We start from the raw sequence: 26,071 nt of genomic DNA on the forward strand, positions 1-26,071 counted from the left end.
CGTTTCGATGAAGCGGAAGCCTCTGGATGCTACGAGGCGAGCGCCTCCGCCGGCGGCGCCGACTGCGTGCCGAGCGAGATCACGCCGTAGTCCCAGCCCTTGCGCCGATACACGACGCTGGGCTTGTCGGTGCGGGCATCGATGAACAGGAAGAAGTCGTGCCCGACGAGCTCCATCCGATCGACGGCCTCTTCCACCGCCATCCATTCGGCGTCGAAGCTCTTCACCCGAATGACGACGGGTGTGTAGTCGGGCTCATCCTCGTTTCCCGTGATGAGGGGGATCTCACCCGTCGCGACGGCGTGGATCATGTCGGCGGATGCCGGCTGCACGTCGATGCCCGTGATCTCACCGCTGCCCTTCTCGAAGTGAGCGCCGTGCGGGTGCTTCCGCGCGTCCACGCGCTTGCCCTTGGCCCGACGCAGCTGCTCGCACATCTTGTCGACTGCGAGGTCGAGGGCGGCGAACTTGTCGGCGTCCGTGGCTTCGGCCCGGACGATTGGGCCCTTACCGATCAATGTCAGCTCGACCGTGTCGTCTTCCATGCGCCCGCCCTTGTAGGAACGGTGCGTGACCTTCACCTCGAGCCGCTGTGCTCGAGGGACGAGGTGTTCGATGCGGGTCGCTTTCTCCTCGACCACTGATCGGAATCGATCCGTGACGCTCACTCCAACGCCGACGATGCCTGTTTCCATCTTTGACCTCCTTGCTCGGGACGATCCGCCCGTACAAGAGCGGATCGTGCGCTCGCCTTGGTCCCTCCCACGCTAGCCCTGTGGGCGGGGGGTGTCACCTGCGAGTTTCGGATGCATCACCCGTGCGTCCTCGCAGCGGCGTGTCCTCTCAGGGGCGTGGCCGCGATCGTGGCGGCGCCCACGACGACGGCGCCCGCTGCCCGCAGGGCCCGAGCTGCCTCGATGAGTGTCGCCCCCGTCGTCACGACGTCGTCGACGATCACGACCCGAAGTCCATCCGCCCGCAATCCGCCTGTTTCGTGTGCGAGCATTCCTCCGCGCAGATTCTCGAGACGCTCGATCCGGCCGAGCCCGCGCTGGTCAGCCGCCGTACGCTGCAGCCGGAGCAGACGTTGCGGTTTCACCCCGGCGCGCTGCGTAACAAGGTCGACGACCCGGAATCCGCGGGCACGCAGACTCTTCGTGCTGGACGGGATCGGCACCGCGATAAGCGACGCAGGCGCAGCACCCGTCGAACGGGCGACCTGCCGAAGGGCAGACGCAAGCGCCGGCGCGAGGTGCCGCGCGAGACGCGGTCGGGCATCGCGTTTCACCGCCCGCAGGATGGACGCTGCCGGCCCCGCGAACGGCACACCCGCCCAGACCTCGAGATCGTCACCGGGAATCACGATGCGCGCGGGGACCGGTGCCAGCGCCCGGAGGCACGCAGCACAGATCGAGGCGCCGGGCTCGAGACATCCGGCGCAGCGTTCGGGGAGCACGATCGCCGCGGCATCCGCAACCGCACGACGCCCCAGCCGCCATGCCTCGCGAATAGTCGATTCCATCGGTCCAGCGTGGGTGCCGCAGAGCACGGCCGCGCAGCTTGCGCGGGGATCCACGCTCACGCCGGCACACCGCGCGGCTGGGGAGGATCAGTTCGCGCCGAGTTGCGATGCGAGCACCAACACGTCGTCCGCCGCGCGTTGCCACGTGGTGCCGCGTCGCACATACAGGGCGCCCTCCACGGTGAGCAATCGCGCGGACGAGGCGGTCGGGCCCGCCGCGAGCGACACGGCCGAACCCGTCGGACCGCCGCTCGAGGTGCTCATGCCGCCGACCACCTGCTCTGTGACGATCATGCCGTCGGTGCCCTCGGACAGGATCCCGAGGGTCCGGTCGTCGAGCCAGGCGATATCGGCTCCGACCCCGTCCAGGCGCAGAAGGCGTTCGGGCGTGCCCAGCGCAACCGGCTCGCCATCGGCGTTGCGCTCGATGCCGGCGACCACCACCCAGTCGCGGCCGGAATCGGTCACGACGGCGGCGATCCGGGTGCCGTCTCGCGAAACCTGCATCGCGGCGATCTGCGTCGCACCCGGCCAAGCGTTGGCGACCGAGAGGTTCTCGCCCTCGACCGTCGAAACGCCGAGAGCGGAGGGCTGCGATTCGGGAACGGACCAGATCGCATTGTCGGGATCGATCGCCGGATCGATCAGACCGGCGCGATCGTCGGCTGTCGAGACCTCGTTACCCTCGACCCTTGCGACACCCCCGGCCGCGAGGAGCAGGGCGGCGACTCTGCTTCCGCGTCCCACCGCGATCGATTCCGCATCGAGCTCGGATATTCGCGCGCTCAGGCCGGGGAGGGTCGTCAGGTCGTCTTCACCGAGGTATCCGAAGCTCTCGGCGGTCTGCACGAGCGGACGCGCGTCGACGGCCGTACTGAGTGTCTGCGCGGGTTCGACCGCCAGCTCTGTGCCGTCCACGAGCAGTTCGACGCCCGCCACCCCTGTGCCCTGCAGGCTCGCCTGGAGTTGGCGCAGCAACCGACCGAGCGTGACGGGGTCGGCATCCAGCGCCGCCGCTCCCAGCTCGACCTGGGCGATGCCCTGAACGACGGGCACAGCGGATCTTTCAAGCACCACGCCGTCGGGAACGGCGGAGACGACCGCGCCGCTCAGCCACGGGCTCGGGGTGCCGCCGATGATCGCCTCCGTGATGCGGGTGGTCACGTTCTGCCGCGTCGGGAACCAGCGCACGTCCGGAACGAGAAACTCCCACCCGGGGTCGAAGAACATCACGCCGTACGCGGTGAACACCACGCGGAAGTCCTGCTCGTTCAGCACGATCCCATCGGGCGCAACGCTGATGCGCCACTCACCGTCGTCCTGCTGTTCGAGTTCGTAGTCGAGGGTGGCAGTACCGGCCTCGGTCGCGTGGAACGCCCCCGTCTCGTCCACGTCACCCGTCTGGGCGATGGTCATCTGCACGGTGCCGGTGTCGTTGTCGGTGTCGGTGTCCACCGCGGCGATGCTGCGTGAACCCGGGCGGTCGATCGTGACGCCGGTGTCGGGGCGCCAGGTGACGTCGGGGGCGAGGAAGAGTCGCGCGATCTCCCAGCTGCCCGCCGGGCTCGTGGCGGCCGCGACGAATCCTTCGACGATCTGCTCCGGGGTGGCTCCGGGCTGTGGTCGGTTGGGGAGAAACGAGAAATCGGGGACGTCCGGTGCTTCGCCGAGGGCGAGTCCGGGGTTGACGGACCCGGCCGTCGGCAGACCTGCGCAGCCCGCCAGAACCAGCATCAACGCCGCCAATGCGCCGACGATCCGGGCCCTCATGACACTCCCCCGGACCGCGCCGAATCGCTCGATGCGTCGGCCGTGAGCTCCGCGGACAACACGGCCGCGTCACCCAGTACGCCGATTGGCTGCGTCAGGCCCAGGGCATCGAGCGCGTCCGTCTCGGCGTCGGGCTCGGTGCGCAGGGGCGGTGCTTCGATCGTCCCGCCGGGCTGCCGCGGCAAGGTCAGCACGAAATTCGAGCCCCCACCGGGCTCGCTCCAGACCGCGAGCGTGCCGCCGTGCAGACGGGCGTCTCCGAGGGCGATCGAGAGCCCGAGGCCCGTGCCGCCGATCGAGCGTTTGCGGGACGGGTCCGCCCGCCAGAAGCGATCGAAGACCCGCTCGGCATCCGCCGGCTTCATGCCCATCCCGAAGTCGCGAACGCCGATCGCGACGGCGGTCGAATTGCTGTCCACACTGACCACGATCGGCCGCCCCTCACCGTGCTCGATCGCGTTACCGAGGAGGTTGCGGACGATACGTCGCACCCGACGGGCATCCATGTCGACCGGGGAATATCCACCGGGTGCCACCAGCCGTACGTCGGAGCCGTGCTTCTCTGCCAGCTGTGCCATCTCGGCGATGATGTCTTCGGCCAGATGCGCCAAGCTCGTCGCCTCCCACTCGAGTTGGACCGATCCCGCGTCGTACCGGCTGATCTCGAGCAGATCACCGAGCATCGTCTCGAAACGTTGCACCTGAGCATGCAGCAGTTCGGCCGCGCGGGACGCCGCCGGATCGAAGGTCTCGCGACGATCGTTCAGGATGTCCGCGGCCAGTCGGATCGTCGTCAACGGGGTGCGCAACTCGTGCGAGACATCCGAAACGAACCTCTGCTGCACCAGAGAGAGGTCGGCGAGTTCGAGAATCTGGGCCTGGATACTGTCCGCCATCGCATTGAACGACCGACCGAGCGTTGCCAACTCGTCCTCACCGCGGACGGGCAAACGCACCTGCAACTCGCCCGCCGCCAACCGCTCACTCGTTTCGGCTGCCTCGGCGATCGGCGTGGCGACCGCGCGCAGCACGAACCACGAGATCGCACCGATCAGAACGATGAGCGTGATCCCGACGATCCACAGCGTGCTTTGGACGAAGCCGAGGGTTTGCGAAGCCGCGGAGAGGTCATACGCGAGGTACAGCTCGTACGCGCCGACCTCGGGCACGAGCAGCTGCTGACCGACGACGATTCCCGGAACCGTTTGGCCCGAGTCATCCTCGAGCGTTACCGATTGCCACCACTGCGACGTCGGCTGTGCCTGCACGCGCTCGCGGAGGCCCTCCGACACGATCTCTTCGTCGAAGCCGCCGGCGGTGAAATCCTGTGGCGCGATCGATGACGGAGCCGAATCGACGCGGAAGACCGCGATCCGGTCGCTCGAGGATTGGCGCGCGATGTCGTCGCCCACACCCCTCATCAGGTTCTGCAGGCGCACGCGGTCGCCCTGAACCTCGCCCGCATCGAGCGTCGCCTGCGCCGCGACGGTGGCACGGCGGGAGTCGTCGAGTACCTCGTTGCGGCGCGACTGGAAGAGATCGTTCTGAATCGCCAGAGCCATCCACACGCAGGCGATCAGGATCGCCAGCGCCGTCAGGGCGAGGGTGATCAGAACGGTACGGAAGCGGAGCGAGCGACGCCACAGACGCGAGGTGCCCTCGACCCAGGTCGACGGATGCCGCCACGCGAACGACACGAATGTCCGTGTGGCCTGCGGGACGGTCCCCGTCGCTGCCGTGTTCGTTGCTGTCGTTTTTGTTGCTGCCGCGTTCCTCGCTGCGGTCGCGTTGGACGCGGTCGATGACGGCGTCACAGGAACCTCAGACGACAGCGCCGGCGCGGTAACCCACGCCGCGCACCGTGGTGACGATCTTGGGGTTATCGGCGTCGAGCTCGACCTTGGCACGCAGACGCTGCACGTGGACGTTCACCAGGCGGGTATCGGCCTTGTAGTGATAGCCCCAGACCTGCTCGAGCAGCATCTCTCGCGAGAACACCTGGTGGGGCTTGGCTGCGAGCGCGACGAGCAGTTCGAACTCGAGAGGAGTGAGGGCGATGATCTCGCCCGCACGGCGCACCTCATGGGCGGCGACATCGATCGTGAGGTCGCCGATGCGCAGCGGCGCTCCCGTGCTCTCCGGCGTGGGGCGCAGGCGCGTCCGGATGCGCGCGACGAGTTCTTTGGGGTTGAACGGCTTGACGATGTAGTCGTCGGCGCCCGACTCGAGACCCTTCACGACATCCGCTGTGTCGGTGCGCGCGGTCAGCATGATGATCGGCACACCGGACTCGGCACGCACGAGAGTGCACACCTCGATTCCGTCCATGCCAGGGAGCATCAGATCGAGCAGGACGAGGTCCGGACGCTCGGTTCGGAACGCATCCAGCGCCTCGGAACCGTCGGAGCAGAACACGGGGTCGAATCCCTCTGTGCGCAGGACGATCCCAATCATCTCGGCGAGGGCGGTGTCATCGTCGACGACCAGGATGCGTGAACTCATGGAACGGGGTTTCGTCCTTCTGCGACGGAGTGTCGTGCGCGGCCCGAGCGCGGCCGGTACCCACAGAGTAGTCGACAGCGCCCGGACGTGGACTGCACACCGCCGGCAGGACCCTCGGGAGCGCCCGCGAGAGCGGAGGGAGGGTGTGACACGATGGATGTGCCACCACCGGCGCGGGGTCACATATCCGCGCCGCCGAGCGCCTACGGAGGACTCAGATGAGCGCCCAGCACGCGTGGACGCCCGCGCCCCGGCCCGGGATCATTCCGCTGCATCCGCTCGGGTTCGGCACGATTCTCGGCCGCTCCTTCGCGGCCCTCCGGCACAACCCGGCGGTGCTGTTCGGCTTCGCGCTCGGCGTACAGGCCATCGCCTTCATCATCCTGCTCGTTGGCATCGGCGGCATCGGATGGCTCACCTTCTCGCGCCTGGACACGCTGCGTGAGGGCACGGAAGAATACGACGCGGTGCTCGCCGGTTCGGCCCTCATCACCGGTCTTGCCGCATTCGTCCTCGGCCTGCTCGCGACAGCGCTGCAGGTCATCGTTCAGGCCGTCGTCGTCGGCGAGGTGTCGCATGCCGTCGTCGCCGAGAAACTGCGGCTCGCGACACTCTGGCGTCACGTGCGCCCGAGCTTGGGCCGGCTCCTCGCATACGCAGCGCTCCTGCTCGTCGCGATCGCTGTTCTCGTGGGGATCGTTACCGCGGCGATCATCGCCATCGGCGTCGCCGTGCATCCGGCCGTCGCGATCGCGCTGACCGTGCTCGTGATCCTGGGCGCGATTCCCCTGACGCTCTGGCTGAACACGAAGCTGCTGCTCGTGCCGAGTATCCTGATCCTCGAGCGCACGACGATCCGTGCGTCCGTCGCCCGATCATGGGTGCTCGTGCGGGGGCGCTTCTGGGCCGCCCTCGGCGTGATCGTCATCATCTCTCTGCTGTTCGGCACGATCTCGCAGTTCGTCAGCCTGCCCCTGTCGTTCCTCAGCTCCGGGCTCACGACGATCTTCGCCCCGACGGGCGAGCCCAACACCGGTGCCGTGATCGCGATCGTCGTGACGGTCGTGCTCACCTACGTGATCACCCTCGCCATCCAGGCCGTGGGGCTCGTCGTGCAGTCCACGGCGAGCGTGCTGATCTACATCGACTGTCGGATGCGGCGCGAGGGCCTCGACATCGAGCTGCTGCGCTACGTCGAGCGACGCGATGCCGGGGATGACTCGCCGCCCGACCCGTGGCGTCCGCGCGCGGGTGGACCATCCTCCGCTCCCCCTGCTCCGCCTGGGTGGGGACAGCCGCCGTATCCCGCTCAGCCTCCGTACCCGACACAAGCGCCTTATGCGGGCCAGCAGCCCTATCCGACACAGCCTCCTTATCCCCCGCAACCCCCGTATCCGGCTCAGCCTCCCTACGCCGCACCCCAGCAGCCCCCGCCCGCGCCGCCCGTGGCTCGCGATGCCCGCACCTGGGCACCGCCGACCGCGGGCGACGGGGAATCCGACCCCCAGCCGCCGTCGTGAAGGTGCTGGACGTCCCTGTCATTCCCGACGGTGCCGAGGGACGGGAGTGGGCCGAGCGCGAACTCGCCGATCCGCGCTACGCCGCGGCCGAGCCGACACCGCTCGATCGACTCGCCCAGGCCGTCGGCGAATTCCTCGAATCGCTGTTCGGCGCGGGGGCCCCGGCGGGTCTCGGCCCCGCCGTCCTCGTGGGGCTCGCCCTCCTCGCGATCGCCCTTATCGTCGTCGCCTTCGTGATCTGGGGCCGACCCCGACTCTCGCGGCAGACGACGGTGGCCGCCCCCCTGTTCGGTGAGGACGACACACGTTCGAGCGCGGACCTCCGTCGAGAAGCATCCGCGCGCGCCGCGGCCGGGGATTGGGATGCGGCGATCGTGCTGCGCTTCCGTGCCCTGGCACGCTCGAGCATCGACCGAGGCATCGTGGCAGCGCGGCCGGGCGCGACGGCGCAGTCGTTCGCTCGCTCGGCGGCCCGCGCCTTCCCGGATCTCGGCGGCGCGCTGTCCGACGCGGCATCCGTCTTCGACGACGTGCGCTACCTGCGGCGGCCCGGTTCACCGGATGACTACGAGCGTGTCGCGGCGACCGCTGCCGCCGTCGAGGCGGCCCGACCGCAACGCGACGAGCACACCGTTGACGCTGCGGGACGGCGACGATGATGCCGGATACACGCACCGTAGACCACGTGCCCGTGCCCGGACCGGCCGCGACCGATCAGCGGCTGCCGGACGACGGGCGAGGCATGAGACGCCGCCGCGTTCTCGGCTGGACCGTGATCGCTGCGTTCCTGATCCTCGTCGGTATCGCCGCGGCTCTGCTGTCCGGAATCGGAGCGTGGAACGAGCGAGACCGCCTCGACCCGGAGAGCGTCGGCCCCGGCGGCACCGCCGCGCTCGTGGAGATCCTGCGGGAGCGGGGCGTGGACGTCACCGTGACGCGTGACCGCGACGAGACGATGCGCGCGCTCGCTGAGGCGCCTGCCACCCTGGTCATGGCGGACTCGGCGATCCTGGGGGACGACGCGCTGCAGGCGATCTTCGACGCGGCGACCGACGTCGTCCTGATCGATCCTCGGACGCGCGGCGTGGAGATGCTCTTTCCCGGAGCAACCGCCAGCGGCTTCGCACCCGCCGAGACCGTCGACCCGGAGTGCGAAACGGATGCCGCCGTACGCGCCGGTTCCGTGATGCCCGGACGCCTGGTCGAGCCGGGGACATCCGACGCCGTTGCCTGCTACCCGTCGGGCGACGGATTCGGTCTGCTCACGAGCTCGTCAGGGGAAGGTCTCACCGCAGCGTTCGACGGTCGCGACCTGATCACCAACGAAAACCTCGCCGCGGACGGGAACGCCGCACTCGCCCTCAACCTGATGGGGCGGCTGCCGAACCTCGTCTGGTACGTGCCCTCCCTCACCGACAGTGACATCGCCACCGAACCCACCCTCGGCGAGCTGACCCCGGGATGGGTCACCCCCGCAATCGTCCTCCTGGGCGCGAGTGCGGTTGCCGCCGCACTCTGGCGTGGGCGCCGCTTCGGTCCGCTCGTCCTCGAACGCCTGCCCGTAACGGCGCGGGCGAGCGAAACGATGGAGGGTCGCGGTCGTCTTTACGAATCCGGCCGGGACGCTCTCTACGCCGCGGACTCCCTGAGACTCGGCACGTTGGAGCGCCTCCGGAGGGCTCTCGCGCTGCCACCCGCGGCGAGCGCGACCGATATCGCCGATGCATCCGCCCGCCTCGCGGCTCTCCCCCACCAGGACGCCAGACGCCTGCTGATCGAGGATGAACCGCGCGACGAACGGGAGCTGATCGCGCTGAGCGACGGCTTGCGGGCGCTCGAAGCAGCCGTCGCCCGCGGAATCCGGGGCGAGGGCGATGCACAACCGGAGCAGACGAAAAGATGACCATGGATGAGGGAGAACGGATGAGCGACGATGCCCTGCGGGAGTCGATGAACCGCGTGCGCGAAGAGGTGGGCAAGGCCGTCGTCGGACAGGACGGCGCGGTTACAGGCCTGCTGATCGCGCTACTCGCCCGCGGCCACGTGCTGCTCGAAGGAGTCCCCGGTGTCGCCAAGACGCTGCTCGTTCGTTCGTTCAGCCGGGCGCTCGGGCTGCAAACCACCCGCATCCAGTTCACCCCGGACCTGATGCCGGGCGATGTCTCGGGATCGCTCGTCTACGACGCCCGCGCCGGTGAGTTCGAGTTCCGCGAGGGGCCGGTGTTCACGCATGTGCTGCTCGCCGACGAGATCAACCGCACACCCCCGAAGACACAGTCGGCTCTTCTGGAGGCGATGGAGGAACGTCAGGTGTCGGCGGACGGTGTCACGCGCCCCCTGCCGGACCCATTCCTGGTCGCCGCGACGCAGAACCCCGTCGAGCACGATGGCACTTATACGCTCCCCGAGGCGCAGCTCGACCGTTTCCTGCTGAAGCTCGTGATCGAAGCGCCCGACCGCGACGCCGAGGTGTCCGTCCTGCGTCGCCACGCCGCGGGATTCTCGCCGCGTGACCTCGAGGCCGCGGGGGTCGAGCCCACGGTGACGATCGCCGATGTGCACGCCGCTCAGCGGGCCGCGGCCTCCGTCGCCGCAACAGACGAGATGCTCGCGTACGTGGTCGACCTCGCCCGCGCCACACGGTCGAGCCCGTCGGTAGACCTCGGAGCAAGCCCGCGCGCGTCCACGGCCCTCCTCGCCGCCTCAAAGGCCTGGGCGTGGCTGGGCGGCTACCCCGCGATCACCCCTGACCACGTGCAGACGATGCTCGTACCCGTCTGGCGGCACCGTGTGCGGTTGCGGACCGAGGCCGAGATCGAGGGGGTGACGGCCGACGCGATCCTCCGCCAGGTCGTGCAGCAGACCCCCGTGCCGCTCTAGGGGGCGCCGTGTTCGTCACCGGACGCCTCGCGGTTCTCGTCGGCCTCGGCGTGGTGCCCGTCATCCTGCTCTCGCTCGCCGCGAGCGCTGGTAACGCGGGTGCCGTCGCGTGGGCCGCGGTTGCGGGTTGGCTCCTGCTCTGCACGCTCGTGGCGGTCGCGGATGCTTCGGCGGCCGCCGACCCGCGGGACATCCGCGTCGAGCGCGACACACCGGGTCGTGCCCGACTCGGCGTCGCGGTGCGGGCGTCGATCACGGTCGCGGCCACGGGACGGCGGCGCCTGCGCGGTCTGCTGCGCGACGGGTGGGAGCCGACGGCGGGCGTCCAGCCCTCGCGTCACCGGCTCGATATCCCGGCGGGTGAGAGCCGCACGATGCCGGTGTCGTTTGTTCCGAGGCGACGTGGCGAGCGCCGCACGGCGTTCGTCGCGGTGCGCAGCCTCGGCCCGCTGGGTCTCGCCGGCCGTCAGGCCGTCACCCCCGCACCGGCCTCGCTGCGCGTCCTGCCGCCGTTTCATGCGAGCCGGCACCTGCCCTCTCGGCTCGCGCGCCTGCGTGAGCTCGACGGGAGCACGAGCGTTCAGGTGCGCGGCCAGGGCACCGAGTTCGATTCACTGCGCGAATACGTCCGCGGCGACGACGTCCGCTCCATCGATTGGCGTGCCACAGCGCGGGCGCGTACGACCATGCTCCGCACGTGGCGACCCGAACGCGACCGCCATGTGGTCATCGTGATCGACACGGGAAGAACGTCCGCCGCTCGCGTGGGCGACGGCACGCGGTTGGATGCGGCCATGGAATCCGCCCTGCTGCTCGCCGCCCTCGCCGACAGGGCAGGTGATCACGTTCACCTGCTCATGTTCGACCGGGTCGTCCGCGCGCGGGTGAGCGGCGTCCGCGGTACCCGACTCTTGCCGGCGCTCGTGGATGCCATGGCGGGCGTCGAGCCGCAGCTCATCGATACGGACTGGGATGCAGCGCTCGCGCAGGCCTCTCGGTTCACGTCGCACGCGTCGCTTGTCGTTCTGCTGACCGCACTCGACACAGCCAGCGCGAGCCGGAGCCTCCTTGCGCAGCTCCCGGCCGTGACGGCGCGGGGCCGTGTACTGGTCGGCGCCGTCACCGATGTGATGATCGAGCAGACCGCGGCGAAGCGTGAGCGAAGCGATGATCTGTGGCTCGCCGCGGCGGCCGAACGCACTCTGCTCGACACACGCCGCCTCAGCGATGCGTTGATGCGGCTGGGTGCCGAGGCGATCCTGCGCGGACCGGATGACCTGCCCCCGCAGATCGCGGACCGCTACCTCGCGCTCAAGGCGGCCGGCCGGCTCTAGGCATCCGTCGGCCCGTTGCCCGCGGCGCCGTTTGTTGCGGTGACGTTTGTCGCGGTGACATTTGTTGCGCGGACGTTTGTTGCGCGGCTCTCGCGCCCGGCGAACCCGCGCCGCTACGCTCAGCACGAGAAGAGAGGAGTCCGCCATGACGGAACCCGCAAACACCCCCTCCACCGCGACAAAACTGGCCGCAGAAGCGCTCGGAACCTTCCTGCTCGTGTTCGGATCGATCGGCACGGCCCTGTTCGCCGCCACCTTCGGAATCAGCGATAACGGAACGCCCCTCGGCGTCGGCTTCATCGGCGTCTCGCTCGCCTTCGGGCTGACCCTCATGGCGGGCATCTACGCCTGGGGCCCGATCTCGGGCGGTCACTTCAACCCGGCCGTGACCCTGGGGCTCGCCGCATCCGGTCGATTTGAGTGGAAGAACGCACCCGGCTACATCATCGCGCAGCTCGTCGGCGGAGCCGTCGGCACGACGCTGATCGTGCTGATCGGCCTGTTCGGGCCGGACGGATGGCTCCAGACCGCCCAGGACGGCGGCTTCGCCAGCAACGGCTTCGCCGAAAACTCTCCGGGCGGCTTCGGAATCGGGGCGGCCATCATCGCGGAGGTGCTCTTCACGGCCATTTTCGTGCTGGTCATCCTCGGGGTCACGCACGCGTCACGCGGCACGGGTCCGGCCATGGCGGGCCTCTCGATCGGCCTGACACTCACTTTCATCCACCTCGCGTCGATCCCCATCGACAACACCTCGGTCAACCCGGCCCGCTCGATCGCCACCGCGATCTACGGGGGCGGCGACGCCCTCGCGCAGTTGTGGGTCTTCATCGTGTTCCCGCTCGTGGGTGGCCTGATCGCCGGGTTCGCCCACCGTGCGCTGTTCGAGCCGAAGCCCGCCTTCCCGGCGCAGGCCGAGGCCCGGACGCGGTAATACGCGCCCCGTCGCAAGCACAGAGCGGCCCGCCCCCTCGGGGACGGGCCGCTCTGGCGTCAGGCGCCGATCAGACGGTGCCGATCAGACGAGGTCGAACCGGTCGAGCTCGGTGACCTTGCCCCACGCGGCGACGAAGTCGCGGACGAACTTCTCGTGCGCGTCGTCCGAGGCATAGACCTCGGCCAGGGCGCGCAGCTCGGAGTTCGAGCCGAACAGCAGGTCGACGCGGGTGCCGCGGCCGAAGACCTCGTCCGTTCCGTCGATGCGACCCTCGAACGCGTGAGAGCCCGGGTCGAGCGGCTTCCACGTCTTGCCGAGGTCCAGGAGGTTCGCGAAGAAGTCGTTCGTCAGGACGCCGGGGCGCTCCGTGAACACGCCGTAGGCCGAGTCGTCCCAGTTCGCGCCGAGGACGCGCAGCCCACCGACCAGCACCGTCATCTCGGGCGCCGTCAGCGTGAGCAGGTTGGCGCGGTCGATCAGGTGGTACTCGGCCGGCATCGGCGCGAGCGGTCCCTGATAGTTCCGGAAACCGTCGGCGGAGGGCTCGAGATAGGCGAACGAGAGCTCATCGGTCTGCTCCTGCGAGGCGTCGGTGCGCCCCGGGTGGAACGGAACCTCGGCGTCGACTCCCGCATCCTTGGCTGCCTTCTCGACACCCGCGTTGCCCGCGAGCACGATCAGGTCGGCCAGCGAGACCTTCTTGCCGTCCGTACGGCCATCGTTGAAGGATGCCTGGACACCCTCGAGCACCCCGAGCACACGTGCCAGCTGCTCCGGCTTGTTGACGGCCCAGTCCTTCTGCGGCGCCAGGCGGATCCGCGCACCGTTCACGCCACCGCGCTTGTCGCTGCCCCGGAAGGTGGATGCCGCGGCCCAGGTCGTCGCAACGAGTTCGGCGACCGTGAGGCCCGACGCCAGGATCTGCTGCTTGAGCGCCGCGGCGTCGGCCGCGTCGATCAGCACGTGGTCGACCGCGGGCACCGGGTCCTGCCAGATGAGCTCCTCGGCGGGAACCTCGGGGCCGAGGTAGCGCGCGATCGGACCCATGTCGCGGTGCGTGAGCTTGAACCACGCACGCGCAAAGGCATCACCGAAGGCCTCGGGGTCTTCGAGGAAGCGGCGCGAGATCGGGCCGTAGTCCGGATCCATCCGCAGCGCGAGGTCGCTCGTCAGCATGCGCGGCTCGCGGCGCTTCGTCGCGTCATGCGCCAGCGGAACCATGTCGGCTCCCCCGCCGTTCGTCGGGCGCCACTGGTGGCCACCGCCCGGGCTCTTCATGAGCTCCCAGTCGTAGGCGAACAGGATGTGGAAGAACTCGTTGTCCCAGCGCGTGGGGTGATACGTCCACGTCACCTCGAGGCCCGAGGTGATCGTGTCGTCGCCCGCGCCGGTCCCGAAGTTGTTCTTCCAGCCGAGGCCCTGGTTCTCGAGCCCGGCGGCTTCGGGGTTGGCCTCGACGTTGGTGTCGGGGGCCGCACCGTGCGTCTTGCCGAAGGTGTGTCCACCGGCGATCAGCGCGACGGTCTCTTCGTCGTCCATGCCCATGCGGCCGAAGGTCTCGCGGATGTCGCGGGCCGAGGCGAGCGGATCGGGATTGCCGTTCGGGCCCTCCGGGTTGACGTAGATCAGGCCCATCTGCACAGCGGCGAGCGGCTTCTCGAGCTCGCGGTCACCCTCGTAGCGCTCGTCCGCGAGCCACGTGGTCTCGGGGCCCCAGTACACATCGTCGTCCGGCTCCCAGACGTCGGGGCGACCGCCACCGAATCCGAAGGTCTCGAAACCCATGGTCTCGAGGGCCACGTTGCCGGCGAGGATCATCAGGTCGCCCCACGAAAGGCTCTGGCCGTACTTCTTCTTGACGGGCCACAACAGACGTCGCGCCTTGTCGAGGCTGACGTTGTCGGGCCAGCTGTTCAGGGGCGCGAAACGCTGCTGACCCGTGCCACCGCCACCGCGACCGTCGGTCGCGCGGTAGGTGCCGGCCGAGTGCCACGCCATGCGGATCATGAGGGGGCCATAGTTGCCGAAGTCGGCCGGCCACCAGGGCTGGCTCTTCGTGAGCGTCTCGGCGATGTCGGCCTTGACGGCGGCGAGATCGAGGGTGGCGAACGCGGCTCGGTAGTCGAAGTCGGCGCCGAGGGGATCGCGCGCCGGCTGGTTCTTCGCGAGGATCTTCAGGTTCAGCTGGTTCGGCCACCACACCCGGTTGGCGGAACCGGTCGTCGGGTGGGGCTGCGCGCTCGGCTGGCCGTGGATGACGGGGCAGCTGGCATCGTCCGGGTTCGGGCTGGGACGGGTCTCGCCGTCCTCCCGCTCGTTAACGGGCGTGTCGATGTCGGTGACGGACTGGTCCGTGGCGGTCGGGTCGTTTCCGATACCCGTCGTGGTGTCGTCGTTCTCGCTCATGGTCTTCCTTTCTCGGGGACTACGTGTGGGATCAGGGAGTCGTGGATGCCGCAGGTGCTGCGGTGCCTGCGTTGACGGCGCAGTCGGGGCAGGTGCCCCAGTAGGTCACCTCGGCGGTGTGCACGGCAAAACCATGGGTGTCGGACGGCGTGAGGCAGGGGGCTTCGCCGACGGCGCAGTCGATGTCGGCGACCGCTCCGCACCCCGTGCAGATCACGTGATGGTGGTTGTCATCGACGCGCAGTTCGAACAGTCCCGGCCGCCCGGCGGGCTCGATGCGCCGAACCAATCCCGCGTCCACGAAGTCGCCGAGGGCGTTGTAGACCGACTGCAAGCTCGTCTGCGGTACCGAGAGGGCGACGAGTTGGAAGACGGCGTCAGCGCTCGCATGCGGGCTGACCCGCAATGCCTCCACGACGGCTCTCCGCGGCTCCGTGACCCGCAGGCCGGCACGACGGATGAGCTCGGCGGCTTCCATCCCGTGAGGGAGGAGGGCGGTTGAACTCATGTCCCCAGTCTAGCGACCAGTTTTGATCGAATCAAAACAAGGGGCCGTGAAAATTCGATGAACGGATGCCTCTCACCCGGAGACGAGAATCGGCGTTCCCGTCTCGGATTCCGAGAGGTCGCCGGTCTCGCCAGCCCGCGCCGCCCGCCCCCCGACGAACACCATGTAGACGACGAACGCACCCAGCGCCAGGGCACCGATGCCGATCTTCACAACCCACGGCCACGGCTGCGCCGTCACGAAGCCCTCGATGATTCCCGACACCAGCAGGGCCAACAACAGCCCGATTGCCACGGTCGCCAGCGATCGGCCGGCGGATGCGAGTGCCTCGAGGCGCGTCCTCGGACCGGGTGCGATCCAGGCCCAGAAGATGTGCAGTCCCGCGGCTCCGGCGACGAAGATGCACGTCAACTCGAGCAGCCCGTGCGGGAGGATGAACAGCACGAAGACATCGCCGCGGTCGAAGGCGAACATCACGGCGGCTGCGGTCCCGACGCCCACCGCATTCTGCACCAGCACCATGACGGGCCAGAACCCGGTGATCCCGAACAGGACGCACTGCGCCGCGATCCACGCGTTATTCGTCCAGACCGTCCCCGCGAACACCGCCGCGGGGTTCTCGGAGTAATAGCTTGTGAACTCTTCTTCCGCGTAATACTGCAGCCCCGCCCGGTCACCGAGGGCGGCGACGAGAGCGGGATCGCCCGCCACCCACGCGGCGACGATCGCGACGACCGCGACGAAGAGGACGGCGATGACGAGTGTCGTCCAGCGCACCCGATACAGCGCAGCGGGCAGCTGAAGAGCGAAGAAGCGCGGCAGCGCTCGCAAGGGGTTGGCGCTTGCGCGCGTCAGGCGCAGTCTGGCCGCGGCGAGCAGGGTCGAGACGACGTCACCCTGAGGCGCCCGCCCCGCCGTGGACTTGATTTCGGCGAGATCGGCCGAAGCGGATTGGTAGCGTGCGACCAGCTCGTCGGCTTCGGCGCCGGTCAAGCGGCGGCGTGCCGAGAGCTCGCCGAGCCGTTGCCATTCGGCTGCCCGTGCGGCCGCCAGCGCGTCGAGGTCCACGCGCCTAAACTACCCGCATGACGCCTCGACCCTCCCCGGAGGCCATCCACCTGGCCCAAGACGAGGTACTCACCGGTGAAGCCGTAGCCCTCGACGTCCAACCGACCGGCGTCCTGCTTCGGGCGGTCGGCGCGGTGATCGACATCCTGTTGGCTACCGTTCTGATGATCGCTGCATTGCTGATCATCACGGGCCCGCTCGCGCCGCTTCTACCCGAGGGCGCCCAACAGATGACGGTGATCGTCACGCTCGTTCTGGTGCTCGTCGTGCTTCCGACCGCCGTCGAGGCCACGACGCGGGGACGAAGCCTCGGGCGCCTGGCGGTGGGGACTCGCATCGTGAGATCGGATGGTGGGGCCTCCGGTTTTCGTCAGGCTCTGATCCGAGCCCTCGTAGGCGTGCTGGAGATCTACTTCACCCTCGGCGTGGTTGCGGTGCTCGCCGGTGCATTCACTCCTCGATCGCAGCGCCTCGGCGATCTGCTCGCGGGAACGTACTCGCAGAGAACGCGCGTGGCTCCCCTGCCGCCCTCGCTTCCACCGGTTCCACCGATGCTCGACCAGTGGGCGTCTGTTGTGGACGTCGCACGCCTTCCGGATCGCCTCTCACGGAGGCTCGCGCAATTTCTCGGGCAGGCGCCGCGCCTGGCGCCCGCAGCGCGTGACCGCATAGCGGAAGAACTGCGTGATGAGGTTTCCGCTTTCGTCTACCCCATGCCGAACACCGATCCCCTCACGGCGCTCTTCGGAATCGCGGCGGCGCGGCGCGACCGGGAGCTGCGCGCCCTCAGCGCCCAAGATGAGCGGAGGGTTGACCTCGCGCCGATCCTGGAGCGCGTTCCCCCCGGGTTTCCCCGGCACTGAGGGCCACTTCGACGAGCTCAGCGACCGGGCGCGGCGGCGTGCTCTAAAACGGGGGTGGATCCGTGTTGGGGACGAAGTGGATCGCTGGGGGTGGTTTGTCGATGTAGACGTGACCGCCCGGGGAGGTCCATTCCAGGACTCCGCCGCCGAGCTGGCGAACGGTCCAGGCCGTTTCGCCTTTCAGGACGTGATGGCGTTTGCAGAGACAAGCCAAGTTGCAGACATCCGTGGCGCCGCCGAACGCGTAATCGAGGGTGTGGTCGCGATCGCACCGGTGCGCGGGTTGCCGGCACCCGGGGAACCGGCAGTGCTGATCCCTCGCCCGCAGGAACCGCTTCATATCCGCCGACGGGGTGTACCGATCAACCGCAAGCACACACCCGGTAATCGGATCGGCCAAGACGCGATCCCACCCGGTCGCGTAGCCGGCCAATACGCGGGCCGTGGCGAGGTCGATCGGACAGCGGCCGACCAGTTCGGCCGGCTCATCCGTCACACCGGCGAGTGCGAGAGCCGGGACGGTGACGTTCACGATCCCGCGAATCGCCCCCAGCCCGCCGGCCCCGTCCGAGAAGCCGGCACCCGTTTCCACGGACGGGGTCACGGTGAGCAGCATGTCCGCCACCAGGTCCGCCCGGATCTGATCCAGAGTCCGCGTGTCCGTCGGGTCCGCGTTCTTCAACGCCTGGGCTTGTTGCGTGATCCGGTCGTGCATCGCATGGGCCAACACGGCGGGTTGAGCGGAGATGAACTCCGCCATGCCGTCACCGATGTCTCGCACACACGCACCCCGCAAAGCGCGAGCCTCCTTGTGCCGCTCCGCCAACGGACGCGGCTGCAACGACTCGGCGAGCCGCGCGAGCGACGCCCCCAACCGCCCGGGCGTGGTCCCCTCGGCCCGGAGCAGCGCTTCGGCCTCGAATTCCGCCCGCGCTTCCGGATCGGTGAGGGGGAGTCCGTGTTCCATGATCACCGCGACATGCCCGCCAGCGATCCGTCCCTCTTCCCACGCCGCGAACGTGGCCGGGAACGACTCCTCCAAAACCGCAGCGTCGTTCATGCGGCGCTGCACGGTCCGGTCGGACATGTTCATCGCTGCGCCGAGTTCTGCCGCCAAAGCCCGGAACGGCAGCTCCGCTTCGCGGGAGGAAGGGGAGGCGAGTTCGGCAACGCGTCGCGCACCGACGCGCGCGGCCCTTGCGAACAATCGCGCGAGCGCGGCCTCAGTACGCGCGTTCGCACGCCAGACTTCGATGCCCTCCCCAGCGAGCTCGCGCGCGATCGCGTCCACGCCCGTCGTCTCGACGTCACCATGGTTCGAATGCATGTTCGAAACTCTACGGATGACCACCGACATCCGAACCCCGAAAATGGCCCGGAATCACACCAAAGGAAGGCGAAATGATGAGAGTTTTCACATTTACAACGAGCACGGGGTGTTCGACGACTCCTGACGCGAACGATGCCCGAGCTCAGGCGCGGAGCGTCTCGTGACGCACGACGACCCAGCCCTTGGGCACCGACATCCGCTCGGTGTGGATCGCGCACAGGTCATGCGCGTGCGGGTCGTCGGCAGCGCCGAGGGGTCCCAGAGCAGCCATCTGGTCGCCGTAGTCGTAGGTCAGCGTCGAGATGGCCTCGCGGGCGCAGCCTACTTTCGAGCAGAGTCTTCCATGCATCGAGGTCAGCGTAGTCGTGCGATCGGCGGCCCCGGCCGCGGCGCGCGGTGCCGGTTCAGACCTGCGCCCCGATGCGCGGTGCGGATGCCTGTTCCCCAGCCGACGAGGATTCACACCCGGGCATCGGCCTAAGATCGAGGCATGATCGCTCGGCGAGGAAAGTCCGCGCGCGGCGGCGATCCCGGGCCCCGCCCGGATCGCCATGGACGGCACGGCCGGCAGGGCCGGAGCCCCGTCGTCCGCCCCCCGATCGGACCACTCGACACCCGGTTCGAGCGCTTCGACATCGCGGTCGGGGCGGCATCCGATTTTCTCCGCTCCGCGTGGCCCGAACTGCGCGACGTCGAATTCCACATCGGTCATATGCCCGCCGAGCCGCACGAAGACGGGATCCCGCGCTGGAGCATCGATCGCGAAGCGCGGCGGATCGTGCTCTTCCGCATCCCCATCGAACGTCTGGTCCGAACCCATCGGGACGACGAACTCCACCGGCGCATGATGATCGAGGGCAACGTCTTCCGAGCCGCCGCCGAGTACCTCGATCGCGATCCGTGGGACCTGGGTCCCGAACGCTTCCGCTACTTCTGACGCGCCGGCTCATGCGTCGCATCGTCCGGCGCCCACTCTCACGGGACCGAGCCTCACAGGACCCACTCTCACGGAACGACGACGACCGCTGCCGACGCTTGCGCGGACGCGGCCACGGGGTAACCGGCCAGAGCAGTTGCTCCGGCGTAGCCGACGGACGCGAAGACGGTTCCGGATGCTTCGATACGCCACACGCCGGGAGTGACATTCACCGTCTGCGAAACACCCGCCGGAATCGTTAGCTCGACAGGTGCGCCGCCGCTCAGGGGGGTGAGCGTGACCTGTACCGACTCGGCGTCGGCCGCAACACGGAGCGCCGGCGATGTGTCGCCGGGTGCCTGCGCAACCGCGACGTGCGAGGGTTCGTCCAGTGCCGGGGACGCGGCGATCCAGGCATTGTCCCGCACGCCATCCGCGGCGGTCGCACTCCACCCCGCCGCGACGACGGGAGAAGAAGCCTCGACCTCGACCGTGTAGGTGCCGGCGGTGAGACCGGGAAGATCGAGCTCGAGCGGCACCCCCGCGGTCAGGGGAACATCGACCGGTGTGCTGGCGGGCTGCGCGGCGCCCACGGCGTACACACGGATCGTCGCGGTGACGTCCTGGGTCGGTGCGAGCACACGTACCGAAGCGGTGGCGACGTTGCTCGCGGCTCCCTCGCCGGGTGCCGGCGTGACCAGACCGACGATGACCTGGCGTTCGGCGGGTGCGGAGGTCGGCCCGGTGACATCCAGCCCGACGGGCTGGAGTGTCTGCGTCCGGCTCGACTGAAGGCTCGCGACGACCGCCGCCCCCTGCGCCTGCACGCGCACAACGGGCGCGAGTTCTCCGAGTGCCAGACCCGCGAGGGGCACCACGGCCTGAGATCCCGCCGCGATCACGATGTCTCGTCCACCCGGAGGGGTGAGCGCCCCACCCGACGCGTAGACGGTGAGCTGCACCGTCGCAGGCACGTCTCCGGGATTGGCGAGGACAACGAGGTCCGCGGATCCCGTCGTCGTCGCGCCGCCGACCAGCCAAGACTCGAACTGGGGGGCGGTGCACGCGGCGGCCGCGAACCCGAGCAGGTCCTCGTCCGCGACGGACGCGGATTGGGCCGCCGCCACGGTCGCCGGCACGTCACCGGTGGGATCGAGTCGCAAAACGCGCGGACCCTCGCCCACGGGGGCGGCCAACACGTCCTCCTGCGGGGTCCCGTCCGGCGATCCGGACACCACGGCCGCATCACCGGCGATGGTGACATCGCCCGCGGCTCCGACCGTCCGACCCGTCGCGAGCAGCGGACCCGGGCACACGGCCACGGTCTGCGACGGCGTGGGTGTGTCGACGATGCGAAGAGCTTCCCGCGCGAGGCCCGGCAGATTCGCTCCGACCGCCGCAATCACGATGGCGACGATCACGACCGCGACCAACGCCCCGATGAGCACCCGCGTCCCCGTCGTCAAAGCGCGCAGCCAGCCCGTCGCCCTCATGCTCGGTCCTCCTCGTTCGAGGGACGCGCCGCATCGTCGGTCGGCGATTCATCCTGAACGGGCAGATCGTTCGGTCGCCCGTCCTCTGACTCGAGATGGTCGGCTTCGGCGCGTTGGGTCGTGGCGGGCTCGGCCTGCTCAGGCGCGGCGGGCTCGCGCGCGGCGGGGTCGGGCACGGCCTGCCCTGGCACGGCCTGCTCCGGCGCTGCCTGCGCGTGTGAGGTCTGCACGGGCGCGGGTTGCACCGCATCCCGCGTGGTCTTCGGGCGCGCGCGCGGCTGACGCCCCGGGCGCACGACCGGCATTCCCACCAGACGCGAACGGGACCGGGCAGCGCGGCGCGACGCCGCGGTCGGGAAGGCGAGCAGCAGGGCGATGAGGACGATGATCGCCTGGCCGCCGGCGATGGTCCGCTGGATGGCGATGTCTGCCCGACTGAGCGGCGCTCGCGGCGCGATGTCGATGTCGTCCGTGACCCGCCAGAGCTTCCCCCGCACGGTGTCGCCGACGGCTTCCAGTCCGGCGCGAGCATCCAGGGAAGCGATGGCCTGAAGCGAGAGGGCATCGGATGCCTCGGTCCCCGCACCATCCCCCAGCAGAACGAAGCCGATGCCCTCGGCGGCGAGTTCGCCGGCCGCATCGACGACACTCGGCGACACCAGTTCGGCGGACAACGCGGCGAGGGCTTCCGCCGACGCCGTGGGCTCTGTCGCGGTGCTGAGCTGGGTCGTCTGACCGCCGAGGGTCTCGCTCGCACCCCAGACGACGCGTGCCGAAACGGCTCCATCGGCGAGGGGTGTGAGGACCAGGGTGCCGAGATCTGGGTCGTCCCGGCCGACCGCTGCCACGAACGCGGGCAAAGTGGACGAGCGACCGTTCTGCAGCGCGCCGCGATCCTGGATCGTCGCAGACAGTGCGGGCAGCGACAGCACGACAACGCCGGCGACGGCGACCACAACCGCCCAGGGCCGGAGGGCTCCGATCGGTCGCGCAAGCGGGGTGTCCGCCGTGACGACCGCCGCACCCGCGACTCCGAGCCAGGCGAGGCTCAAGGCACTTCCGGGCCAGAGCGCCACGGGCGTACCCGCTGCGAACTGCACCACGAAACCCGCGGCGAAGAAGGCGGATGCGAGTCCCAGCACAGCGACAGCGACGAGCGTTGCTCCGACCGGCCAACGCGGAGTGCTGAGCGACACCAGCGCGAGCACGGCCAGCGGCACCAGCGGAAGCGCGAGCCACCACGCGGCAGCAACATCGCCGGCGCCGGCCGTGCTCAGCCACGTCGTCCAGCCGGCGAGGTCCGGTGTCGGGAATCCGCTGGCGAGCAAGGCACGACCTGCGACATCCGCCGCGGCCTGAGGCGCCGCCCACACCAACCCCGGGTCGGCCAAGAGCCCCCATGGGTCACCGCCGCGAATACCCCGGAACCAGATCAGCGGAGCGAACAGTGCGAGCGCCGGTACCGGCAGCCAGACGACGCGCGCCGCGCCCCGTCCCGCTGTCACCAGCGCGGCGAGCCAGAGAACGGCCAGCGCGGGGGCGAGCGAGGGCGCACAGGCAACGACGGCGGCCAGCAGCAACGACGCAACGCCAGCGGAGCCCCATGATCGACGCGCCATCGCACCCGCATAAAAAAGCCAGGGAAGGAGCAGATGCACCAGTACCGCGGCGGGACGCCCCTGCATCAGGGACGTCAAGAACGTCGGCGCCAGGGCCCAGAGGATAGCGGCGGCGATGCGTAGCCCGGAGCGCCCGGTCAATCGCGTCGCGGCGAACCATCCGCCGAGCGCCGCCAGCGGCAGGGCCAGGATCCAGAGAACAACAAGGGCCGTAGACGGGTTCCACGGGGTGATGCTGCCCAAAATCGCTACCACTGCCGCGAAGGGGTCTGCCGGTCCGACAACGTTCAGGCCCAGTTCCCGCCGGCCGTACACGGCATCGCTCCAGAGACCCTGAAGGGTCGACGAGAGCGGAAGCAGGCCCCCGCCCTCGACGCTGCTCCAGGCGAGCAGCGGGAAGAAGGCGATCGCACCGACCACCAGGGCTGCGAGCACCGTCCAGGCGCCACCACCCGTGAAGAATCTGAGTTCGGTGCGGACATCGGCTTCGGTGGCCATGTCATCCGGATCATCGAACCGCCGCGACAATTCTGATCGCGTCACGCGCAGCGGAGCCAGTTGCGACCAGGGCACGCGGATGCCGGTGGCCCGTGCCGCCGCTCGAATCCGTCCCCGCGCCCGCGCCACGGCACCCACCCGCGCCCAGGCCAGCGCGCTCGCCCGCCACTCGCCGAGAACGGAGCCGGGCGACTTGCGAATCAGGTGCAGGATAGTCCGCGCCGCCGCGAGCGGCAGGATGCTCAGCCAGATCAGCGGAACGAGTCCGGGCAACGCGTAGACGAGTCGGCGATGCAGCTGGGCCGTCCGCGCCATGAACTCTCGCTGACGGGTGCGGCGGCCGTCGCGCGGAGCGGGCAAGCCCGCAACGCCGTCACCCGCGACCGCAACGCGCGCCGCTGGAACCAGAGCGACCCGACCGCCGATGAAGCGACTCCGGATGCCGAGATCGAGACCTTCGTCAGCCCCCTCGAGACCGGAGTCGATGCCACCGAGCAAGTCCCAGACAGCGCGGCGCACCAGCAGACCGCGCACGTCGGCACCGAGCGCGTCCTCGGCCCCATCGTGCTGGCCCTGATCGAGCCGACCATCGACGAGGCCCACGCTGCGCCCGTAGCGGGTCATCGAAACACCGAGCGAGACGATCGCATCCGGAGCGTCCCAGGCCACGAGCTTTGGCGCTGCTGCGGCCACCGACGGCTGGACTTCGAGCGATCCCGCCAACAGGCGCAGGGCGTCGGAGTCGGGAGCCGTATCTTGGGCAAGCAGCCAGACGGCATCCGCGTCCGCGAGCCGCACGCTCGCCATCCGGACGGCGCCCGCGTATCCCGTGTTGCGCGGGGCCTCGATGACCGCTTCCGCCCCGGCCGAAGTCGCCAGTTCGGTCAGGCGAGCGGGTACACGACCGCAGACGACCAAGGTCAGGGCATCCGGGCGACGAGCGCCCGCGCTCAAGGCCTCGAGGGTCCGTTCGAGGTGACGAAAAACCTGGTCGTCCGCGCCGTCGACGCGCACGACCAGAAGAGCATGAACACGGGCTGGCATGACTCCGTCAGCCTAGGCGCGCTCTACCGCACCCACCGGGTGAACGCGCCGCGCGCGTCAGACCGCCCGGCGCTTCAGCTTGCGGCGCTCGCGCTCCGAGAGGCCTCCCCAGATACCGAAGCGCTCGTCGTTCGCGAGTGCGTAGTCGAGGCACTGCCCCCGCACCTCGCATGTCGTGCAGACACGCTTGGCGTCACGCGTGGACCCGCCCTTCTCCGGGAAGAAGGCCTCCGGATCCGTCTGCGAGCACAGCGCATCGGTTTGCCACGACAAGGGATCTTCGTCCTCGACAGGCCGTCGAACTCCCGGAACCCCCAAATTAACCGGGTCGACGAACCAGTTGTCGGGAACGCCGGAACGATATTCCGTACCCGCCATTTCGTCTCCCACCTCTTAGTCCCCCCACACACGCAATTGCGTAGGACTAATTACACCGTTGTCATTCGCTCCAGGTCAAGCGCGGCATCGTAAACCCTCAATCCGGAGATGAAGCTTCACGACGCGCCGGTCCCCCCTCAGGTTGTCCCAAAGAACTGCTCAGCGGCCGGGCTGCGCGAAAAAGACGTCGCCCGTCCCTCCGACCCGCACCGAACCTTCGTCGGGGGTAATGAGACATGCGACGCCCGGTGTCAGCGCGAGCGAACCTCCGACGCCGTGAAGACGGGGTCGCCCGCGTGTTGCGACGGCGATCGCCGGACCGACGAGCTGAAGGACTGTTTCTGGATCTGTGGCGGCTTCTCTCGTCACGCGTGTGAGCGAGAAGTCCGGCACGGGCGGCGCGAAAATCTCGACGCCGGGCGTCGCCGCTTCCGGCGCGAGTAGTTCGACACGGCCGGGACGGGTGTCGAGCACGCTCAACAGCTCCGGAACATCGACGTGTTTGGGCGTCAGCCCGCCACGCAGCACGTTGTCGCTTGCGGCCATGATCTCGACGCCGAGGCCGCGAAGGTAGGCGTGCGGCACCCCTGCCGGAACGAAGAGAGCTTCGCCTTCGACCAGCACGATGCGGTTCATCAGCAGCGCGACGACAACACCCGGATCACCGGGATAAGCCCCTTCTATCCGTTCGAGCGCCGCCAGATCGTCTGCGAACCGCGAGTCTCCCCGCGACTGCGCCGCGGCGATCAGCGCGGCCGCTCCCCCGACCTTGCCCGCCAACAACGCGCCGACGAACGACGCGATCGCGGAGCTCGGGTCGCCGCTGAGGAGACCAGCGCGCAACCGCGCGAGATCCGGATCATCGACGCCCAAGGTATCCAGGAGCTCGACGAGCTCGTCCGCGGGCCGAAACCCGGCGAGCGCTTCGAAGTCCCCGTCGATCGCGACGATGACCTCGGGCTTGTGGTTGGCGTCCCGATAATTGCGGTGCGGGGCATCCTGCGGCACACCCGACGCCTGCTCTCGGTCGTAGCCGACGCGCGCCTGGTCCAGCGTGGGGTGCGCCTGAATCGACAGGGGCGCGGCCGCCGCCAGCAGCTTGAGGAGAAATGGAAGCGGACCGGTGATGCCCCGCTCCTCGCCCTCGTCCGCGATCCATACGTCGAGCGTCCTCCCGGTGCCGTCTTCGACGATCGCGGGAGCGCCCGGGTGATCGCCGAACCACACCTCGGCCTCCGGCCTCGTGGACGCCGGACGCCCCTGAAGGCGCGCTATCGCGTCGCGAGAGCCCCAGTCATAGTTGCGTGGGACATTCGAGAGCGGTACGAGCATGCGAACAGCCTAAATCGCGTGTGCCTCCGTCACCGCTCGGCCCCACGAGAGGACTTCAGCGCGAGAAGAGGATGCCCCGAGCCCAGGAGTCCTCCCCCCGCGCCGAACTCCTCCCGCCGCGCGCACGCCCCAGACCGCCCGCACCTCCCAC

22 protein-coding genes are annotated in these 26,071 nt (G+C 69.2%); 8 read left to right on the top strand and 14 right to left on the bottom strand.

Translation table 11 applies throughout. The features are described from left to right. Positions 1-29 precede the first annotated feature (29 nt). The 5 genes from hpf to mtrA all read right to left on the bottom strand — a co-directional run bounded on the left by hpf (position 30) and on the right by mtrA (position 5,794). Positions 30-695 (bottom strand): ribosome hibernation-promoting factor, HPF/YfiA family, encoded by a 666-nt coding sequence (hpf, locus tag CGU34_RS10650; protein WP_036295564.1) that lies wholly within the window; start codon positions 693-695, stop codon positions 30-32. A gap of 116 nt (positions 696-811) precedes the next feature. Then, positions 812-1,522 carry a ComF family protein gene (locus CGU34_RS10655; protein ID WP_100814075.1) on the bottom strand — a complete coding sequence of 237 codons (711 nt, stop codon included), beginning with the start codon at positions 1,520-1,522 and terminating at the stop codon, positions 812-814. An 87-nt stretch (positions 1,523-1,609) separates the two neighbouring features. After that, positions 1,610-3,292, bottom strand: a complete 1,683-nt coding sequence (locus CGU34_RS10660) for an LpqB family beta-propeller domain-containing protein (protein ID WP_100814076.1) — start codon at positions 3,290-3,292, stop codon at positions 1,610-1,612. Continuing rightward, positions 3,289-4,989, bottom strand: a complete 1,701-nt coding sequence (gene mtrB / locus CGU34_RS10665; RefSeq protein WP_232711639.1) for an MtrAB system histidine kinase MtrB — start codon at positions 4,987-4,989, stop codon at positions 3,289-3,291. Before mtrB ends, CGU34_RS10660 begins: the two co-directional genes overlap by 4 nt. A gap of 124 nt (positions 4,990-5,113) precedes the next feature. After that, entirely contained in the window at positions 5,114-5,794 is a 681-nt protein-coding gene (mtrA, locus tag CGU34_RS10670) for an MtrAB system response regulator MtrA (RefSeq protein ID WP_036295559.1), read from the bottom strand. 218 nt (positions 5,795-6,012) lie between these two features. On the opposite strand from mtrA, the gene CGU34_RS10675 reads away from it, so the two are divergent. The 6 genes from CGU34_RS10675 (at position 6,013) to CGU34_RS10700 (ending at position 12,462) form a co-directional block, all read left to right on the top strand. Then, complete coding sequence (locus tag CGU34_RS10675) at positions 6,013-7,314, top strand: hypothetical protein (protein ID WP_100814077.1); 1,302 nt, start codon at positions 6,013-6,015, stop codon at positions 7,312-7,314. Then, on the top strand, positions 7,311-7,973 hold the full coding sequence (locus CGU34_RS10680) for a DUF4129 domain-containing protein (RefSeq protein ID WP_051512988.1): 663 nt from the start codon (positions 7,311-7,313) through the stop codon (positions 7,971-7,973). The genes CGU34_RS10675 and CGU34_RS10680 overlap by 4 nt, the downstream gene beginning before the upstream one ends. A gap of 26 nt (positions 7,974-7,999) precedes the next feature. Further along, on the top strand, positions 8,000-9,217 hold the full coding sequence (locus CGU34_RS10685) for a DUF4350 domain-containing protein (RefSeq protein ID WP_232711640.1): 1,218 nt from the start codon (positions 8,000-8,002) through the stop codon (positions 9,215-9,217). A gap of 20 nt (positions 9,218-9,237) precedes the next feature. After that, on the top strand, positions 9,238-10,194 hold the full coding sequence (locus CGU34_RS10690) for an AAA family ATPase (RefSeq protein ID WP_036295603.1): 957 nt from the start codon (positions 9,238-9,240) through the stop codon (positions 10,192-10,194). An 8-nt stretch (positions 10,195-10,202) separates the two neighbouring features. Further along, the gene (locus tag CGU34_RS10695; RefSeq protein ID WP_036295556.1) at positions 10,203-11,528 is read left to right on the top strand and encodes a DUF58 domain-containing protein; all 1,326 of its coding nucleotides are present in this window, start codon (positions 10,203-10,205) and stop codon (positions 11,526-11,528) included. A gap of 145 nt (positions 11,529-11,673) precedes the next feature. Then, the gene (locus tag CGU34_RS10700) at positions 11,674-12,462 is read left to right on the top strand and encodes an aquaporin (RefSeq protein ID WP_036295553.1); all 789 of its coding nucleotides are present in this window, start codon (positions 11,674-11,676) and stop codon (positions 12,460-12,462) included. Positions 12,463-12,546: 84 nt separating this feature from the next. On the opposite strand, the gene katG is transcribed toward CGU34_RS10700, so the two are convergent. The 3 genes from katG to CGU34_RS10715 all read right to left on the bottom strand — a co-directional run bounded on the left by katG (position 12,547) and on the right by CGU34_RS10715 (position 16,447). Next, positions 12,547-14,871, bottom strand: coding sequence for a catalase/peroxidase HPI (katG, locus tag CGU34_RS10705; protein WP_036295550.1), 2,325 nt, complete (start codon positions 14,869-14,871; stop codon positions 12,547-12,549). Positions 14,872-14,902: 31 nt separating this feature from the next. Then, the gene (locus CGU34_RS10710) at positions 14,903-15,379 is read right to left on the bottom strand and encodes a Fur family transcriptional regulator (protein ID WP_036295547.1); all 477 of its coding nucleotides are present in this window, start codon (positions 15,377-15,379) and stop codon (positions 14,903-14,905) included. Positions 15,380-15,451: 72 nt separating this feature from the next. Beyond that, the gene (locus CGU34_RS10715) at positions 15,452-16,447 is read right to left on the bottom strand and encodes a stage II sporulation protein M (protein ID WP_036295543.1); all 996 of its coding nucleotides are present in this window, start codon (positions 16,445-16,447) and stop codon (positions 15,452-15,454) included. A 17-nt stretch (positions 16,448-16,464) separates the two neighbouring features. Between CGU34_RS10715 and CGU34_RS10720 the strand changes: the two genes are divergently transcribed. Further along, positions 16,465-17,310, top strand: coding sequence for an RDD family protein (locus CGU34_RS10720; RefSeq protein ID WP_036295541.1), 846 nt, complete (start codon positions 16,465-16,467; stop codon positions 17,308-17,310). Between the two features lie 43 nt (positions 17,311-17,353). Here CGU34_RS10720 and CGU34_RS10725 read toward each other — a convergent pair whose 3' ends face one another. Both CGU34_RS10725 and CGU34_RS10730 read right to left on the bottom strand, forming a co-directional pair. Further along, on the bottom strand, positions 17,354-18,637 hold the full coding sequence (locus CGU34_RS10725; protein ID WP_157811280.1) for an HNH endonuclease signature motif containing protein: 1,284 nt from the start codon (positions 18,635-18,637) through the stop codon (positions 17,354-17,356). 145 nt (positions 18,638-18,782) lie between these two features. Next, entirely contained in the window at positions 18,783-18,989 is a 207-nt protein-coding gene (locus CGU34_RS10730; RefSeq protein ID WP_036297937.1) for a DUF3499 family protein, read from the bottom strand. 141 nt (positions 18,990-19,130) lie between these two features. On the opposite strand from CGU34_RS10730, the gene CGU34_RS10735 reads away from it, so the two are divergent. Continuing rightward, positions 19,131-19,577 (top strand): metallopeptidase family protein, encoded by a 447-nt coding sequence (locus tag CGU34_RS10735; protein ID WP_232711641.1) that lies wholly within the window; start codon positions 19,131-19,133, stop codon positions 19,575-19,577. A gap of 68 nt (positions 19,578-19,645) precedes the next feature. On the opposite strand, the gene CGU34_RS10740 is transcribed toward CGU34_RS10735, so the two are convergent. The 4 genes from CGU34_RS10740 to manA all read right to left on the bottom strand — a co-directional run bounded on the left by CGU34_RS10740 (position 19,646) and on the right by manA (position 25,920). Then, positions 19,646-21,049, bottom strand: coding sequence for a DUF5719 family protein (locus tag CGU34_RS10740; protein ID WP_051513321.1), 1,404 nt, complete (start codon positions 21,047-21,049; stop codon positions 19,646-19,648). After that, positions 21,046-24,210, bottom strand: a complete 3,165-nt coding sequence (locus tag CGU34_RS10745) for a glycosyltransferase (RefSeq protein WP_232711642.1) — start codon at positions 24,208-24,210, stop codon at positions 21,046-21,048. Before CGU34_RS10745 ends, CGU34_RS10740 begins: the two co-directional genes overlap by 4 nt. Positions 24,211-24,267: 57 nt before the next feature. Then, entirely contained in the window at positions 24,268-24,588 is a 321-nt protein-coding gene (locus tag CGU34_RS10750) for a WhiB family transcriptional regulator (protein ID WP_081766244.1), read from the bottom strand. A 159-nt stretch (positions 24,589-24,747) separates the two neighbouring features. Further along, positions 24,748-25,920: a mannose-6-phosphate isomerase, class I gene (gene manA, locus CGU34_RS10755; RefSeq protein WP_036297941.1), complete on the bottom strand. Its 1,173-nt coding sequence runs from the start codon at positions 25,918-25,920 to the stop codon at positions 24,748-24,750. Positions 25,921-26,071: the final 151 nt, after the last annotated feature.

Origin of the sequence: Microbacterium lacus (genome assembly GCF_002812805.1) — a bacterium.
GTDB classification, from domain to species: Bacteria; Actinomycetota; Actinomycetes; order Actinomycetales; family Microbacteriaceae; genus Microbacterium; species Microbacterium lacus_A.

Coding starts and splice junctions, on each gene's coding strand:
- CGU34_RS10700 (WP_036295553.1), top strand. CDS start 11,674: ATGACGGAACCCGCAAACACCCCCTCCACCGCGACAAAACTGGCCGCA.
- CGU34_RS10745 (WP_232711642.1), bottom strand. CDS start 24,210: ATGCCAGCCCGTGTTCATGCTCTTCTGGTCGTGCGCGTCGACGGCGCG.
- CGU34_RS10735 (WP_232711641.1), top strand. CDS start 19,131: ATGATCGCTCGGCGAGGAAAGTCCGCGCGCGGCGGCGATCCCGGGCCC.
- CGU34_RS10675 (WP_100814077.1), top strand. CDS start 6,013: ATGAGCGCCCAGCACGCGTGGACGCCCGCGCCCCGGCCCGGGATCATT.
- katG (WP_036295550.1), bottom strand. CDS start 14,871: ATGAGCGAGAACGACGACACCACGACGGGTATCGGAAACGACCCGACC.
- CGU34_RS10730 (WP_036297937.1), bottom strand. CDS start 18,989: ATGCATGGAAGACTCTGCTCGAAAGTAGGCTGCGCCCGCGAGGCCATC.
- manA (WP_036297941.1), bottom strand. CDS start 25,920: ATGCTCGTACCGCTCTCGAATGTCCCACGCAACTATGACTGGGGCTCT.
- CGU34_RS10740 (WP_051513321.1), bottom strand. CDS start 21,049: ATGAGGGCGACGGGCTGGCTGCGCGCTTTGACGACGGGGACGCGGGTG.
- CGU34_RS10660 (WP_100814076.1), bottom strand. CDS start 3,292: ATGAGGGCCCGGATCGTCGGCGCATTGGCGGCGTTGATGCTGGTTCTG.
- hpf (WP_036295564.1), bottom strand. CDS start 695: ATGGAAACAGGCATCGTCGGCGTTGGAGTGAGCGTCACGGATCGATTC.
- CGU34_RS10690 (WP_036295603.1), top strand. CDS start 9,238: ATGAGCGACGATGCCCTGCGGGAGTCGATGAACCGCGTGCGCGAAGAG.
- CGU34_RS10655 (WP_100814075.1), bottom strand. CDS start 1,522: ATGGAATCGACTATTCGCGAGGCATGGCGGCTGGGGCGTCGTGCGGTT.
- CGU34_RS10720 (WP_036295541.1), top strand. CDS start 16,465: ATGACGCCTCGACCCTCCCCGGAGGCCATCCACCTGGCCCAAGACGAG.
- CGU34_RS10710 (WP_036295547.1), bottom strand. CDS start 15,379: ATGAGTTCAACCGCCCTCCTCCCTCACGGGATGGAAGCCGCCGAGCTC.
- CGU34_RS10750 (WP_081766244.1), bottom strand. CDS start 24,588: ATGGCGGGTACGGAATATCGTTCCGGCGTTCCCGACAACTGGTTCGTC.
- mtrA (WP_036295559.1), bottom strand. CDS start 5,794: ATGAGTTCACGCATCCTGGTCGTCGACGATGACACCGCCCTCGCCGAG.
- CGU34_RS10725 (WP_157811280.1), bottom strand. CDS start 18,637: ATGCATTCGAACCATGGTGACGTCGAGACGACGGGCGTGGACGCGATC.